15 protein-coding genes are annotated in these 15476 nt (G+C 64.8%); 6 read left to right on the top strand and 9 right to left on the bottom strand.

Going from position 1 to position 15476, the window contains the following annotated elements; all coding sequences use genetic code 11:
- Positions 1-31: 31 nt before the first annotated feature.
- Positions 32-436, top strand: a complete 405-nt coding sequence (locus tag ACQ5BL_RS26495; RefSeq protein ID WP_243807646.1) for a hypothetical protein — start codon at positions 32-34, stop codon at positions 434-436.
- 83 nt (positions 437-519) lie between these two features.
- Positions 520-732, top strand: coding sequence for a hypothetical protein (locus ACQ5BL_RS26490; protein WP_243807645.1), 213 nt, complete (start codon positions 520-522; stop codon positions 730-732).
- A 236-nt stretch (positions 733-968) separates the two neighbouring features.
- Here ACQ5BL_RS26490 and ACQ5BL_RS26485 read toward each other — a convergent pair whose 3' ends face one another.
- The 5 genes from ACQ5BL_RS26485 to ACQ5BL_RS26465 are packed head-to-tail and all read right to left on the bottom strand — an operon-like array spanning position 969 to position 7596.
- A complete protein-coding gene (locus tag ACQ5BL_RS26485; RefSeq protein WP_243807644.1) occupies positions 969-2165 on the bottom strand; it encodes a benzoate/H(+) symporter BenE family transporter in 1197 nt (398 codons plus the stop codon).
- 57 nt (positions 2166-2222) lie between these two features.
- Positions 2223-3374: an MFS transporter gene (locus tag ACQ5BL_RS26480; protein ID WP_243807642.1), complete on the bottom strand. Its 1152-nt coding sequence runs from the start codon at positions 3372-3374 to the stop codon at positions 2223-2225.
- Positions 3375-3431: 57 nt separating this feature from the next.
- On the bottom strand, positions 3432-5123 hold the full coding sequence (locus ACQ5BL_RS26475) for an amidohydrolase (protein WP_243807641.1): 1692 nt from the start codon (positions 5121-5123) through the stop codon (positions 3432-3434).
- 43 nt (positions 5124-5166) lie between these two features.
- Positions 5167-6249, bottom strand: a complete 1083-nt coding sequence (locus ACQ5BL_RS26470) for a polyamine ABC transporter substrate-binding protein (protein WP_207886132.1) — start codon at positions 6247-6249, stop codon at positions 5167-5169.
- A 21-nt stretch (positions 6250-6270) separates the two neighbouring features.
- Positions 6271-7596: a hypothetical protein gene (locus ACQ5BL_RS26465; RefSeq protein ID WP_243807640.1), complete on the bottom strand. Its 1326-nt coding sequence runs from the start codon at positions 7594-7596 to the stop codon at positions 6271-6273.
- 264 nt (positions 7597-7860) lie between these two features.
- On the opposite strand from ACQ5BL_RS26465, the gene ACQ5BL_RS26460 reads away from it, so the two are divergent.
- Entirely contained in the window at positions 7861-8487 is a 627-nt protein-coding gene (locus ACQ5BL_RS26460; RefSeq protein ID WP_243807639.1) for a TetR/AcrR family transcriptional regulator, read from the top strand.
- Positions 8488-8755: 268 nt separating this feature from the next.
- Here the strand turns inward: ACQ5BL_RS26460 and ACQ5BL_RS26455 are convergent, their stop codons facing one another.
- The gene (locus ACQ5BL_RS26455) at positions 8756-9850 is read right to left on the bottom strand and encodes a polyamine ABC transporter substrate-binding protein (RefSeq protein WP_243807638.1); all 1095 of its coding nucleotides are present in this window, start codon (positions 9848-9850) and stop codon (positions 8756-8758) included.
- A gap of 91 nt (positions 9851-9941) precedes the next feature.
- On the bottom strand, positions 9942-10757 hold the full coding sequence (locus ACQ5BL_RS26450; RefSeq protein ID WP_243807637.1) for a carbon-nitrogen hydrolase family protein: 816 nt from the start codon (positions 10755-10757) through the stop codon (positions 9942-9944).
- Between the two features lie 131 nt (positions 10758-10888).
- Between ACQ5BL_RS26450 and ACQ5BL_RS26445 the strand changes: the two genes are divergently transcribed.
- Positions 10889-11683 carry a helix-turn-helix domain-containing protein gene (locus ACQ5BL_RS26445; protein WP_243807636.1) on the top strand — a complete coding sequence of 265 codons (795 nt, stop codon included), beginning with the start codon at positions 10889-10891 and terminating at the stop codon, positions 11681-11683.
- A gap of 145 nt (positions 11684-11828) precedes the next feature.
- On the opposite strand, the gene ACQ5BL_RS26440 is transcribed toward ACQ5BL_RS26445, so the two are convergent.
- Together ACQ5BL_RS26440 and ACQ5BL_RS26435 are read right to left on the bottom strand one after the other, a co-directional pair.
- Positions 11829-12248: a group II truncated hemoglobin gene (locus ACQ5BL_RS26440; RefSeq protein WP_430293342.1), complete on the bottom strand. Its 420-nt coding sequence runs from the start codon at positions 12246-12248 to the stop codon at positions 11829-11831.
- 200 nt (positions 12249-12448) lie between these two features.
- Positions 12449-12973, bottom strand: a complete 525-nt coding sequence (locus ACQ5BL_RS26435) for a ProQ/FinO family protein (RefSeq protein ID WP_207886139.1) — start codon at positions 12971-12973, stop codon at positions 12449-12451.
- A 517-nt stretch (positions 12974-13490) separates the two neighbouring features.
- Between ACQ5BL_RS26435 and ACQ5BL_RS26430 the strand changes: the two genes are divergently transcribed.
- Positions 13491-14354: an AraC family transcriptional regulator gene (locus ACQ5BL_RS26430; protein ID WP_243807632.1), complete on the top strand. Its 864-nt coding sequence runs from the start codon at positions 13491-13493 to the stop codon at positions 14352-14354.
- A 310-nt stretch (positions 14355-14664) separates the two neighbouring features.
- Positions 14665-15417 (top strand): helix-turn-helix domain-containing protein, encoded by a 753-nt coding sequence (locus ACQ5BL_RS26425; protein WP_243807630.1) that lies wholly within the window; start codon positions 14665-14667, stop codon positions 15415-15417.
- The last annotated feature ends 59 nt before the right edge of the window (positions 15418-15476 follow it).

Here is a 15476-nt window from a genome sequence, read left to right as displayed (position 1 = left end):
CACCTCACTCACTCATCACAGGATGATCACCATGAAAACGTCCCTGCTACTGGCCTGCCTGCTCGCCGCCACCCCCGCACTCGCGCTGGCCGCCGACACCACGACGACGGTTCCGGTGCATTTCGCCAAAGGCGCGAGCAGCTCGGTCAGCAAAGGCAGCTTCAAGGGTTATGACACTGTCCTCTATACGCTGTCGGCCAAGGCCGGCCAGAAGATGACGGTAGGTGTCAGCGGCAGCAGCAACGCCAACTTCAACCTGTTCGCGCCGGGCGACAAACCGGGGGAATCGACCGCCCTGGGCGGCGGCTCCGTCGGCCAGGACTGGAGCGGCGCATTGCCGGCATCCGGTACCTACAGCGTGCAGGTCTACCAGACGCGCGCCACCGCCCGGCGCGGCGAGAAGGTGAACTACAGCATCCACTTCAAGATCGAGTGACGCCGTCGATTCACAACGGAGCGTTTCCGTACGCGCCGAGCCTTATTGCCCCATCCCAATAAATGATTGATGAAGGAAGTTCCATGCGAGCCCTCTATGCAGTTGCCATCACCGCCGCCGTCATCGTGATGGCGGGTTGTTCCACCGCTGCGCAACGTATGGCTGATTGCCAGGCGCAGGGAATCAGCCGAGATGCGTGTTATACGGCCGAGCAGAACCGGCAGGCGGCGGTCAATGCCGCAGCGGAAAAACAAGCGATGGAGAATGCGCATGATCTGAAGCTGGACACCAAGTGAGCTGGAGGCTTCGACCAGCGATCGGCGACGGTTGATTTGATCGTGCTTGCGCGAGGTATCCGAGATCGGCCGGTAGCGGACCATGGTGCGTCTGATCCAGACGGACCATGGTCACCGGTGGCTATGTGCGCCCATAGGATTGGTCCGGCAGTGCTCAAGGTAGATGCCGCGACCGATGACGATATTGAAGTGCGGGCCCCGCCTGGTGAGGGCGGGAAGGTGCACCCTCGTCGCGATCAGCCGGCAACCGACACTTCACTTCGCCTCGCTTTGCGGACCGCCAGTACAAGGTGGGCGAAAAGGCCAACGATCAATCCCCAGAAGGCTGCCGAGAGGCCGAGGAACGACATGCCCGATGCGGTCACCAGGAAGGTGATCAGAGCGGCCTCGCGGTCCTGGGGGCTGCCCATCGCGCCGCTCAACGCTCCCCCGATCGCGCCCAGAAGGGCCAGGCCAGCGAGAGCTGCGATCAGTTCATGGGGGAAGGCGCTGAAGAGGGACACCAGCGTCGCGCCGAAAAGTCCCAGAAGCAGATAGGCGACGCCTCCCGCTACGCCGGCTACGTAGCGGCGGGAAGGATCTTCATGGGCTTCCCGGCCGGTGCAGATCGCCGCCGTGATTGCCGAGAGCGTCAGCCCGTGGCAACCGAACGGCGCCAACAGGAGCGTGCCCAGGGCGCTGCTGGCGAGCAGCGGCCGAGCAGGCGTCTGGTAGCCGTCATTGCGCAACACCGCGATGCCGGGAACGAATTGTCCGGTAAGGGCGACCACCACGAGCGGCAAGGCAATATTCAATATCGCGTGGAGGCTGAACGCCGGGCTTATCCACTGCGGTGTCGCCAGGCCTGTGACCAGGGAGGATGCGTGCAGATCCCCCGCTGCGATTGCGGTCATGCAACCCACTACAAGAACCAGGGCAACGGCGTATCTCGGCGCGAGGCGCCTGCCCAGGAGGTAGGCAATGAGCATCGCCAGCACCAGCACGGGTTTGGCCTGAAGTGACACGAACAGCTGGGTCCCGAAGCTGAACAGAATGCCGGCGAGCATGGCCGCGGATATCGCTGGCGGGAGCTTGCCGACGATGCGATCGAATGCACCGGAAACGCCGACCAGGAAGATGATCAGGCCGGAAACCAGATAGGCGCCGATGGCCTCGTTCAGGGTGACGTGGGGCAGCAGCGTGACGAGCAAGGCCGAACCCGGCGCCGACCAGGCAATGATGATCGGTACCTTGTAGCGCAGGCTCAGCACGATCCCGAGGACGCCGCTGCCGATGGAAATGGCCCAGATCCAGGAAGACACCATGCTGTCGGGAAGCCCAGCGCCCTGAGCGGCCTGGAAGACGATCACCAGTGGACCGGCGTAGGAGATCAAGGTCGCTATCAGTCCCGCCACCACGGCGGAGACGGACAGGTGGCGGATGAGGTCTTTCATGGCACTCCACAGGCTGGGTTTGCATAAACGCCATAAGCGTTTTCGATTCGGCTGTTTTCAGCCTTCCGAGGCGGACCTTCGTACGGATACTCCGGCGGCGCATTTCAGGCCAAACCCGGCGATTACTGCCAGGCCGGACGTCAGGAAGATCGCCTCATGATCGGTTCGTTGCAAGAGCACCGCGATTAGCGCGGGGGCGATGGTCGCCGCGCCGGACTGAACCACGCTCACCAACTGGGTGAGATTACCGCGAGGGTCGTTGGTGCTGATCGAGGACATGTAATAGGTCAGGGCCAGGACCCAGCCAAAGTTCATCAGGAACAGTGCGGCGCAAAGCTGTCTGCCCGTACTGGTATAGCCGTCCAGCATGATGATGGACGCCAGGACCAGCAACGAGCCCAGGCCGATCATCGGCCCACGGCTGACCCGTCCGCCCAGCAGGCTCGGCAGGGCGGCACCGGGCAGTCCACCCAGCACGCCAAGGCCGAAGGCCCAGCCAATGTCGATGGCGCCGATGCCGCGTTCGCGGCCCAGCTGATCGATGAATCCCCAGATGCAGTAGATCGCCAGTTGCAGGCAGAGCATGCCGAGCAGGGCGAAGCGGCCAATGCGTGCCGAACCGACGCCCGAGCCTGCGTTCCTGGCCGGTCCTTCGCTGCGCAGTTGGGCCGGAATGGCCAGGCAGACCAGGGCGATCAGCACGAACCAGATGCCGATGGAGGCGAGCGCCAGGCTGTCGCCGACAGCCACGGCGAGCACCGGCAGGTTGGCGGCGAACGCTGCAAACACCAGGGTTTGCAGGAGCAGGGTGAGGCCGTAGGAGCGATCCTGGCCGGGCAGGCGACCCAGCGCATTGATGGCGCCGGCATAGAGCAGGCCGGCGCCGACGCCGCAGGCGCAACGGCAGGCCAGCAAGGAGGCGAAGCCATCCAGCGTAGCGCTGGTGATGTTGAAGGCTGCGGTGGCAAGCGCCGCGCAGAGGTAGAGGCCGCGCCCGCCGATACGACGCTCTACCGCAGGCAGCAGCAAGGTTCCGAGCAGTATGCCGGCCATGTCGCTGGAGAGGAGCCAGCCCTGTTGGCTGAGGTCCAGGGAGAGGCGTTCGCTGAACAGGCCGATGAGAATCGGCTGGACCCCGATGACGATGAGCGCGGTGGCGGCGATGTAGATCAGAGCGGCACGCAGGCCCCGGGTGTTGTTGTTATGCATGGTCGATTCTCACCGGAGGAGGTGGGCGCGGCTGTCTCTCGCCGCGCCCGTGCGGGGTCAGGCTTTGCCAGTGGTGCCGGCGTCGTGGGTGATCCGGCCGTTCATCAGGGTCAGGGCCACCTCGGTCTTGCCGATCTGGTAGCGCTCCAGCTCGAACAGGTCCTGTTCCATGACGATGATGTCGGCGCGTTTGCCGACGCTGATGGAGCCGAGTTCCTTCTCCAGGCCCAGCTGGTAGGCGCCGTTGAGGGTATAGGCGGCGATCAGTTGGGGGATGCTCAGGCGCTCGTTGCCGTCGGGCATCACCGGTGCGTTCGGTTCGCCGGCCAACTGGCGGGTGTGGCCCGACTCGATGTGTTCCACCGGGCGGTGCTGGCAGCGGCACTGGCAGGCCAGGCCGTCCATGCCGATGGAGACGGTCACGCCCTGGTCGATGAAGGTCCGGAACTTGTACATCGAGGCCCAGCGCTCGTAGCCGTAGGACTTCTGGATGGCTTCGGCGTAGGCGTCGACGACACCCCATTGCAGCTGGGTGTTGGCCATGACGCCGATGCGACGGAAGCGCGGGATGTCGTCCGGGTGGGTGAGGAAGGCGTGGGTGATGACGTGGCGGCGGTCGCGCGGCGGGTTGGCGGCGTAGGTGCGCTCGAATACGTCCAGGGCCATGCGCACCGCGCCGTCGCCCACGGCGTGGACCATCACGTCGATGCCATTGGCGTCCGCCTTGCGCACGTGGCGTTCGAACACTTCCTCGGGCATCACGGTCGAGCCGCAGCTGTGCGGCTTGTCGCAATAGGGCTCCAGCAGGAAGGCGGTGTGGTTCATCTCGGTGCCGTCGAGCATCAGCTTCAGCGCCTGTGCCTTGACCAGCGGCGAGTCATATCGGGCGCGCAGGTCCTGCAGGGTTGCCACGGGATCGCTCTCGGTGCCCATGTCGATGAAGCTGCCGACCACGCGCAGCTTCAGGCGCTCCTCGCGCTCCAGTTGCTGCAGCGTTTCGTAGAGCAGGGTCTGGTCGCCGCTCGGGTCGAGGAAGCCGGCGTCGAATACGGTGGTGATGCCGGCGGCGACCAGCTTCTCCTGCCACAGGGCGATGGAGCGCAGGTACAGGTCGATGCCCACGGGCAGGTAACCGGCGTCGCTCAGACGCTGCATCAACAGCGAGTAGGCGGCGCCGTCGACGATCACCCCGGTGGGTTCACCGGTGACGGCGTCCTTCTCGAACCAGCTGGCGCCTTCTTCCACCGGCGGGGTGTCGCGGTCGATGCCGGCAATTTCCAGGGCACAGCTGTTGACCCACATGGTGTGGTAGTCGGTGGAGAGCAGGCACACCGGCTTGTCGGCGCAGATCGCGTCGAGGGTCTCGCGACGCAGCAGTTCGACGGGCATCAGGGCCTGGATCCAGCCCATGCCGGTGATGGCCTTTTCCTCGGGGTGGGTGTCGACGTAGCGCTTGAGCATCGCCAAGACTTCGTTCGGGTCTTCGTGGTTGACGAAGGCCTGGTGGGCGAAGGCGGTGGTGCAGAAATGCCAGTGGGACTCGACGAAGCCCGGCAGCACCAGTTTGCCACCGGCGTCGATCAGGCGGGTGGCCGGCCCGCGGTGGGCCATGACGCTCAGTTCGTCACCGACGTCGAGGATGCGCTCGCCGCGCACGGCCACCGTGCTGGCCCAGGGCAGGTGCGGGTCGACGGTGTAGATGCGGGCGTTGTGGATGATCAGGTCGGCATAAGTGGCTTCGGCGGTCATGGCGTTCTCGCTTGCAGGGTGGATCGAAAGGGATGCGGCGGCGTCATACGCCGGTGCGGATGGCGTTCCAGGTGCGCGTGCGGACGCGCTCGGTGCGCATCGGCAGGGGCTTGATCGGGTAGAGCAGCGGCTGGCGCTCGACCGGCACGTACATGTTCGGGTTCTCGCGGATAGGCGCGTCGACCAGGGGCGTGGCGTCCTTGTTGGGATTGGGATAGCCCACGGCGTTGCTGGCCTTGGCGATCACGTCCGGGCGCAGGATGAAGTCGATGAAGGCGTGGGCCTCCTCGGTGTGCGCGCCCCGGGGGATGACCATCACGTCCGACCACATCGGCACGCCCTCGCGGGGGATCATCATGTTCAGGTGCACGCCCTTGCCGGCCTGGGCTGCCAGTTTCTCGGCCAGGGCGAAGCCGCCGGACCAGCCCACCGACACGCAGGTATCGCCGTTGGCCAGGTCCATCGAGAAGCGCGAGGAGTTGAAGTAGGCGATGTGCGGGCGAACCTTGAGCATCAGCGCCTGGGCTTTCTTGTAGTCGTCCGGGTTGCTGGAGTTCGGGTCCAGGCCCAGGTAGCGCATGGCGATCGGCAGGATCTCGTCCGGGGCATCGATGAAGCCCACGCCGCAGGCGGCCAGGCGGCTGATGTTGTGCTCGTCGAAGATCAGGTCCCAGCTGTCCAGGCGGGCGTCGGCGCCGAGCACCTGGCGCACCTTGTCGACGTTGTAGCCGATCAGCGTGGTGCCCCACATGTAGGGCACCGCGTACTGGTTGCCCGGATCGCCGGCGGTGGCGATCTTGCCCATGAAGTCGCTGTCCAGGTGGCTCAGGTTGGGCAACCGTGCCTTGTCCAGCGGCTGGATGGCGCCGGCCTCGATCAGCTTGTGCAGGTTGGAGGTGCTGGGGAAGACCACGTCGTAGCCGGAGTTCCCGGTGAGCAACTTGGTCTGCAGCATGTCGATGGAATCGAAGGTGTCGTAGATGGGGCGGATGCCGGTTTCCTTCTGGAACTGCTGCAGCACTTCCGGCGGCAGGTATTCGATCCAGTTGTAGATGCGCACGGTGCGCTCCTCGGCCTGGACCAGACAGCAGCACAGCGACAACAGGGTAGCGAGCAGGGCTTTCATGGGGCTTCTCCGTAGGAGGGCTCAGTAGCGGTAGGTGACGTACATCTCGAGGGTGCGGAAATCATCGTTGCCGAACAGCTCGCGCGCTGCGCCCAGGGGCTGGGCCCAGTTGCAGGAGAGCGAGGTATAGATGGCCGGCGTCGGTGTCCAGTCGAGGAACACCACGTTCTCGTTGGCAAAGCGCCGGTCGCTGACCGGGATGCCGTTGAAGACCTTCTCGTCGAGGCTGAAGCGGTAGTGGATACCACCCAGGCTGAGGGTCGGCGCGACGTGGGTGCGCAGTGTCCACTGGTCGACGCGCTCGTTGCTGTTGTAGAGCATGTAGTTGCCGACGATGTCGCCCAGCAGCCAGGTGCTCCAGTCGATGAAGCCCTTGCTCAGCGGGTCCCAGTTCTTCTGGGTGTTGTCGCTGGGGTCGTCGTCGCCGGAGAAGCGTGCGTGCCGGTAGCTCAGCAGTGGCTGCAGGGGCAGGGCGGGGAGGGCGTAGTCGGCCTGGGCGTACCAGGCGCTGGCGTCGTAGTCGATGCCCGAACCGTTGCCGCGTTCGATGGCGTATTCGCCATGCAGGGTCAGGTCGTCGATCCCGGGCACCTTGCCCTGCAGCGCGCGCAGGTTGTAGACCTGCATGCCGTCGCGCGGCTGGAGCTGGTTGGCTTGCCGATCCAGCGAGTTCACCCGCATGGCCATGGCACCCAGGGACACCGCGCCGCCGGCTGCGTAGTCGAGGTTCACCCCGTCCATGCGGAAGTCGCCCAGGTGGTCGTCGGTGCGCAGGCTGAAAGCCTGGGCGCTGACTTCGTCATGGCCGAAGGCGAGGATCGCCGAGTCGCGGAACGCCGTACGTGGGCCCAGCCAGTAGGCGCCGTCGTCGTGCATGTCGAGATCGCCGTCCATGACAATGAATCCGGTGCCGACCATGAAGTTCTGCCGTCCGCCGCTGAGCTTCCATTCGCCGTGCTGCACACCGGCCCAGGCCTCTTCCACGCCGGTCCGCCCGTCGTTGCCACGGGTGTAGCCGCCGGCGTCGCCGTCGCCCCAGGTGCCGGGGGCCAGCACCGAGCCGCCGGCCAGCAGGCGGGTGTCCGGATCCAGCGCGTAGCCCAGGGTCAACCCGGGCTTGACGTAGGCCTCCTGCCAGTCGGCCTTCTCCCCGGTATTACGACCGTCGCGCAGGTCGATGCGGCCGAGACCGAAGTTGACGTTGCGGGCGGCGATGTTGGCGGCGCCGGCGCCGAGGGTGAATTCCCCGCTGAGGTCGCCGGCGTCGAAAGCGTAGCCGGCCCAGGTGGGCGTGCTGGCCATGGCGCCGAGCGCCAATAGCGTCCAGGTGTGCCTGGATCTGGTCATTCTGCTGCTCCGTTGTCGTTGTACTTGTTTGTGGGCAGTGCGGTGGTACCTGGCGACGGGCAAGACGAGGCCCTGACCCGAGCGCCTGGGGTCTTCGAAGGCTTGTTTTCTGGAGGTATGGGGCACGTACCCGATCCGGATGGCGGAGAGGACGTGGCGGTGTATTTTTTAATCGGTAAAAAACTTTAGTCAATAAGATTTTTATCCGATGCAAGTTCGGCTATGCTGCCGGCTCATCAACCAGTATCCGTACGAGGAGCGTCCGTGAGCGGATTGCGTGAGCAGCAGAAGGCCCGGCGCCGCGAGACCATCAGCCGCACAGCCCTCGGGTTGTTCGAGAGCCAGGGCTACCAGGCCACCACCATGGAACAGATCGCCCGACAGGCGGCGGTTTCGGTGCCCACGGTGTTCGCTTACTTCGGCAGCAAGCAGGAAATTCTTCTGGAAAAGCTGCGCGAGGCCGATCACCGCGCCATCGCCGAGGCACGCCAGCGTGCGCCGGAGTTCGCCGATCCGCTGGACACCATCTGCTATTTCGAGCGACGCCTGACCGAGTACGCTTTCGAGGTGCTTCCGCCTGCGCTGTGGCGGGAGATCCTGCCGCCGCTGCTGCCCTTGCTGGGCGGGGATCAACGCAAGTTGCCGGAGGCGTACAAGCGCAACAACGACGCCCTGGTCAGCGAGATGGCCTTGCTATTGGGCGACCTGCGCGACGCCGGCAAGCTGCGCGCCGATCTGGAAGTGGAGTACGCCGCGTTCCTGCTCAACGACTACGGCCATCTGCAGCTGTTGCGCCTGTGCAGCGACGATCAGCTTGACCTGGAAGCCCACCGTGCCGAGGTGCGGCGATCCACGGCGCTGATCCTCCGAGGCATGGCTGGCGGCTCCTGAGCTGCGCCGTTCGTTACGAGGGTTGAGGGGGCGGAGTCCGTAGACCTGCTGGCGGGATTCATGAGCCGCCCGAAGGGCGCTGCTCACCGACCTGCTACCCGTTCCGAGGCAGGCCGGTTCTCGGGCTTTCGTTGTGGCTGAGGTCATGATTCGTCACTCCACATGAGTGACGGACCAAGGCGCATCGCTCGCGGCTTCAGGGCCGCTTCCGGCCACTTTCCGCCTGCGGCAGGCAGGAAGCGGCCGGTTGATTTTCTGCCAGGCCTGATCAGGTGCCGGTCGTGACCTTGGTCCAGACGCGGGTACGCACTCGCTCGAGCCGCAGGGGCAGGGTTTCCAGCGGGTACAGCGTGCCCATGACTTCCTGGGATGGATAAAGCGCCGGGTTCTCGCGCAGTTGGGCATCGATCAGCGCGGTGGCGTCCTTGTTGCCGTTGGGATAGCCCACATGGTTGGAGTTCCTGGCGGTGATCTCCGGACGCAGGATGTAGTCGATGAAGGCATAGCCCTGCTGCGGATGCGGCGCGTCCTTGAGCAGCACCATGTTTTCCATCCAGACCGGCGCGCCTTCGCGGGGAATGTTGTAGTTGATCCTGACGCCGTTGTGGGCCCGCTCGGCGGTCTGCTGGGCGCTGTAGACCGAGCCGCCCCAGCCGACGACGGCGCAGATGTCTCCGTTGGCCAGGTCGGCGGTGAACTTCGAGGAGTCGAAGTAGCGGATGTAGGGGCGGATGCTGCGCAGCAGGGCTTCGGCCTTCTCGTAGTCGGCGGGGTTCTTGCTGTTCGGCGGCAGGCCCAGGTAATGCAGGGCGATCGGGATGATCTCCACCGGCGCGTCGAGCATGGCGACGCCGCACTGGCTGAGCTTGCTGATGTTTTCCGGCTTGAAGATCAGGTCCCAGGAGTTCACCGGCGCGTCCGGCCCCAGCAACTGGGTAACCTTTTCCACGTTGTAGCCGATGCCGGTGGTGCCCCACATGTAGGGGACCGCATAGCGATTGTCCGGGTCGTTCACCTGGAGTTTCCTGAGTACGTCGGGGGCCAGGCGCGGCCAGTTGCTCAGCTGCGAGCGGTCCAGCTCCTGCAGCACGCCGGCCTTGACGAAGTTGGGGATCAGGTCGTCCGGGATGATGACCACGTCATAGCCGCTATGCCCCGCCATCAGCTTGCTTTCCATGACTTCGGCATCGTCGAAGACGTCCTGGACCAGCGTGGTCCCGGTGGCGGCCTTGAACTCCTTGGCCGTCTCCGGCGCGAGGAAGTCAGACCAGTTGTACAGGTGCACGGTCGGCTGCTCGGCATGGGCGGTGCCCAACGCGAGCAGGGATGTCAGGCCAAGCGAGAAAAGACGCGGGAATTTCATCTGTGTGGCTCCTGGCTGGCCTGTTCCCTGGGGACGGCCAGCGGTCTGTTGTTATTGGCAGGCAGCGAAAGCGGATATGAATGTGCAGTGATCAGGGGATCAGCAACTCGCGGCGCCCGTCGGCGTGCTCGGTGCGTTGTCCGGGCAGGCGGAAGCGCTTTTCCGCCTGGTAGTCATAGAGCTCGCGGGCGGCCGGAATCTGCTCGAAATCCAGTTCGACGAAGTGCCGGCATTCGCGGTTGCCGGCCTCGAACTGGATATGGCCGAAGGGGTCGACCACCGCACTGCAACCGGCGAAGGTGATGTCGTCATCGCCTTCGCCCACGCGGTTCACCACGACGGCGAATACCTGGTTCTCCAGGGCGCGAGCGGTGATCGAGGTGCGGTGAACGTGGCCGAAGGGCTCCATGTTGCCGTCGGTGACCAGGATCAGTTCGGCACCCAGTTCCGCCAGGGCGCGGGCGCTCTCGGGGAACTCGCTGTCGTAGCAGATCAGCAGGCCGATGCGCACGCCGCGCCATTCGAGGGTGGCGTAGCGGTCGCCGGGCAGCACCAGGCCCGGCTCGGAGACCCACAGGTGGGTCTTGCGGTAACTCAGCAGCAGCCCTTCGGGGGCGACGAATACGGTGGTGTTGTAGAAGCGGCCGCCGTCGTTCTCGATCAACCCGACGACCACCGCCACGCCACGCTCGCGCGCTGCACGCTGCACGGCCTGGACGCTCGGACCATCCAGCGGCTCGGCGTTGGCGGCGATGTTCTGCGCGTTGAGAAACCCGGTGATCTGCGCCTCGGGGAATACGACGATATCGGTGTCCGGCGAGCAGCCGGCGATGGCTTGCAGGATGCGATGCAGGTTGTAGGGCGTGTCGCCGTCGCGGGCGGCCTGTTGCACGAGTTCAAGCTTCATTGTCGGGACCTTGTCGATGAACCGGAGACGTATTCGGAAAGCCGGGTGACTTTTCGCCGGGGCTGATGCAAGTATGCGAACCCTGACCGAATTTCCTATTCCGCCGTTTGGTTAACCCCTGGGGTATCCGCATGACTCTGACCCTCCTGGACCTGGCCTGGCACCGCGCCTTCGGGCAACTGGCCGAGCGCCTCGACCAGCCCGATTTCTGGCGCGCGCTGGCCGAGGTGCTGGGCGACCATCTGGCGCTGGGCAGCTGGGTGGCCCTGATGTTCAGCGACGAGCGTCCGCGTATCTTCGCCGAGAGCCGCTACGAGGGCGGCGGGCCTGATCCGCTGTTCAACGATTACGTGCAGGGCCTGTACCTGCTCGATCCCTTCTACCTCGCCAACCGCGAACGCCCGGCGAGCGGCCTGTTTCGCCTGGGCGAGGTGGCCCCGGAGTGCTTCCGCGAAACCGAGTACTACCGGCTGTACTTCACCCACAACGTGGTGGAGGACGAAGTGCAGTACAACGTCTGCCTCGATGGCGGGCGCAGCCTGTGTCTTTCGCTCGGCAGCCGTTCGCGCTTCGAACCGCAGCAGATTGCGCTGCTGGAGATGATCCGCCCCTGGGTCTGCGCGCTGATGCGCCAGCGCCTGTTCTTCGAGGGTGGCACCAGCGAGCCGGCGGTCCGGCCCGGCGCGGGTTGGCAGGGCAACCTGGAGCAGATGATGGAGCGCCTGGGAACACCGCTGACCGGCCGGGAGCTGGATGTCATCCGCCTGGTGCTCAGCGGCTGCTCCAACAAGGAGGTGGCCGCGAAGCTCGATATTTCCGCCGAGACGGTGAAGGTGCATCGACGGCATGTCTACGCCAAGCTCAAGGTCAAGTCGCAGTCCGAGCTCTTCAAGATCTTTCAGAACGCGCAGGCAGTCTCCGCCTGAGAACAACCCTTGCTCCGCGTCGACAACTGTCCTGCGCAACAGTCGCCGCTGACCGTTTCCGGCCGGTTTTTGCCGGTCGAGACGGGTAGAGGTCGGCCGGAAGGGGCCTCGCCCGGGCAAATGCCGGGCAGGCGGCGGAGCGCGCTCAGCCGTGCCGTGCCCGGCTCGCCTGTACCACCCGGTGTGCCGGCACGCGCAGTTGCGTCAGCAGGTATTCGGCGAATTCCGGCGAGAAGGGCTGCAGGGCAATGGCGCGCTCCATGCAGCCCAGCCAGGCGGCGCTGCGGGCTTCGTCGATCGGCCATTGTGCATGGAAGGACGGGATGGAGATGGAACCGTATTTTTCGCTGAACAGCCGCGGGCCGCCCAGCCAGCCGCTGAGGAAGCACGCCAGTTTGTCGCGAGACTGTTCCAGGCTTTCCGGGTGCATGCGGCGCAGGTCGGCCGCCTCCGGCAGTTCGTCCATCAGCCGGTAGAAGTCGTCGACCAGGCGGCGCAGGCCGTCGATGCCGCCTGCGGCCTGGTAGGAGGCATCGCCTGTGCCGAAGGGGAGGGTGCTGCTCACGGTCGGGGCTCGCTGAGGTTCGGAAACCCCATCATACCCGGCGCGCCAGCGGCGGATCAGTTGGCATTTCGTCGCGTTCCCCGGGAGACGGACGCGGCACCCAAGGTGCGAGCAAGAACCCGCACCCGGAGAGGCATTCGTCATCCACGGGCAACCTGCCGAGGGGGCGCAGCACAGCCCCCGGCAGGGCGCGACCGAGTTCAGTCCGCGGTCTGTTCCACTGCGGTATCGGCAGTATCGGCGGCAGCAGCGGGGGCCGGGACGGGCGTCTTTGACTTCGCGCGATTTCGTCGGTCCTGGCTGCGTTGCCGCGCAGCCTGCTGCTTCGCATGCAGCGCCTGGGAGGCCGTTACGATGCCCGCTGCCTGACCGTTCAGGTCCAGGCGCGGCGCATTTTCCACCATGCTTGCCCAGTAGCGGGCTCCCCGGCACCAGGTAGAGATGCCCAGCTTCAGCTGTTCGCTGGTGATGCCGAGCAGCTCCAGGTGTTGCTCGGCATCCTTGAGAATGCCTTCCTTGAGCGGAACCTTGGGGGCCGGATTGACCGGGAAGGCCAATGGAAAGTGCTTCTGCAATCGCCAGATCGCTTCCACCGCCGGATCCTGCTCACGAGGCTTCGCCTGTGGCGATGACTTCCGCTTGGGATGTTTCGCGCTATCGGCCTTTGCCTGCTCTTTTTCAGCCCGCAGGCGGTCACGTAGTCCAGCTAGTTGTTCAAAACCCATCGTTCAATTCACAGCTTCGAGGTTGAGTACGTGGCGCAAGGGTATTCGATACGGCCCTCGGGATCATCTGAAACCGGATAAATCGCCTCGGGTGTCGTGGAAATTCTATGCGCTCCTGACCGTTAGCCGTCACTGGCGGGAGCCTACTTTGGGTCGGTATCCTCCTCGATAACGACAACAAACCCCGACATGCTGCCGAAACTGCCCGTGACTCTCGGAATCATCTTCAGCTCGGTAGCCGTGCCGGTGCTGGAGATCTCCGACTCGGCCCGGTAGCCGCATGGCAGCTCGATGGCGCTCAACGACGGCACGGAAAAATGATCCTGGGCGTCACCGGGACTGTTCGCCTATATGCTCGCCATCCCCATGGCTGCCGTTGCCGTGATGACGGACAGTCGTAGCCGACCGGCAGGGGAGAAGGCCCGCCATGGGCGTAACCTGAGCAAGCCCGGCTAGGTGCACCCACCGCGGATTGGGTGATTCTGTCGTCGACCGCATAACCAGGAGCCTCCACCCGGTGTCCGATATTCCGACTGCCTATTCCAAACGATTCGACGCCGTGCTTGCCTACATCGATAGCCACCTGGAGGGTGACCTTTCGGTGAAGACCTTGAGCGAGGTGGCGCATTTCTCGGCGTTTCACTTCCATCGGCAATTCACCGCCTACGTGGGCGTGCCGGTTGCGCGTTATGTGCAGCTGATGCGCCTGCGGCGGGCGGCGCATCGCCTGGCGTCCGGCGCGGAATACTCGGTGCTGGACGCCTCGCTCGACGCCGGCTTCGACAGCCCCGAGGCATTCAGCCGGGCCTTTCGACGAGACTTCGGTACGGCGCCCAGCGCATTCCGGCAACAGCCGAACTGGCAGACCTGGCATGCGGTTTTCGCCATTCCCCATTTTTCCAGGAGCATCACCATGCAGGCACGCATCGTCGATTTCGCCGAAGTCAGGGTCGCCGCCCTCGAGCACTGCGGCCCTCCCGCACAGCTCGACGCGAGCGTGCGCCGGTTCGTCCAGTGGCGCATGGGCAGTGGGCAGTCGCCGGTAGGCGTGAGCCGCACCTTCGGCATTCCCTACGGCAACCCCGACACGACACCCGCGGAAGAATTTCGCTTCGATATCTGTGGCGAGATTGGCGAAGCCGTGGCGCCGAACGATTACGGCGTCCGCGAGCGGGTCATTCCCGGCGGTCGCTGTGTGGTCGTTCGCCACGTCGGTTCGCCTGATCACATCGGCGAAAGCATCTATCCGATCTATCGCGACTGGCTCCCTGGCAGCAACGAAGAGCTCCGCGACCACCCGCTGTTCTTCCACTACCTGAGCATCTTCCCGGAGACGCCCCTGGAAGAGTGGCAGACGGATATCTATATCCCGCTGCAATAGCAGGTGCTCTCGCAGCGTGCCGTCGTCCGGATTGTTCGTGACGGCGGCAATTTCGTGCTGCCCAGTCGCATCGACGGCCAGGTACATCGACTTCCGTGCGTTCATCGTTCCGTCCTGCCGCCCGTGGCCGATGGCAAGCCATCACCGACCCAAAGCTGCCTTCGCCCCGGGGCGGGCGCCAGGTACGCACCGCCTACTCAGCCGCGTTGGCGGAAGATATAGTGCCTGCCCATCCTCCATGCCCACCGAACCGCGCGACTCGGCACGGCGTTGCGAACGCTCCGAATGTGCGACTGGAACACGCCCGACCATGCATCCGAAGAACCTCGATGGCGCCACCGATGAATCGCTGCTGCTCGTGGAGCTGAAGCGTCTGTTGAAGGATCGCAATATCCGCTATTGCGATATCGCCGAGCAGTTGAACCTGAGCGAGACAACCATCAAGCGCAAGTTGACCGGGCATGGTCTGAGCGTATCGATGCTCGAGTCGGTCTGTTCCATGGCGGGCGTGCGCCTGACCGATCTTGCCGAACTGGCGGCGCGGCGAAGCGACAGCAAGATTCACTCGCTGAGCATCGCGCAGGAGCAGGGGCTGGCCGATGCGCCATTCACGGCGTTCATCTTCCTGCTGTTGCGCTATGACTGGACGCCCCTGCAGATACAGCAGGAGTTCGAGCTGAACGACGCGGACATCTTCCTTCACCTCAGGCGTCTGGAAAAGCTCCGGTTGCTCGACCTGTTTCCCGGCAACCGTGTACGACTGCTGACCGTGCGGCACCCGGAGTGGATACCAGGCGGCCCGCTGCGGCGGGCCGTGGACGACACGATGCGCCGGCATTTCGAGGCGATGGACTTCCACGACCCGCAGTCGGTCTGGCAGCTCGAAACCGTCAAGTTGTCGCGCGGCTCGATAGACCAGTTGCGTCAGATGATGGCCTCGCTTTCGCAGCGTATGCGCGAGCTCGCCACCGACGATCGTTCCCTGCCTGACGGGCAGACGGAGTGGTACAGCATGTTATGCATGGCTCGCCTCACCGATCCGCGAATCTTCTGGACCGAGTGACGCTGGCTGGCGTGCCGCCATGGGCGCGCGTACCGCAATGCGACACTATTAAGTATCAC

Source organism: Pseudomonas sp. B1-22, assembly GCF_050474425.1.
Lineage (GTDB): Bacteria > Pseudomonadota > Gammaproteobacteria > Pseudomonadales > Pseudomonadaceae > Pseudomonas.
Note: the sequence above shows the minus strand (reverse complement) of the source record. Positions and strands in the feature narration are given on the sequence as shown.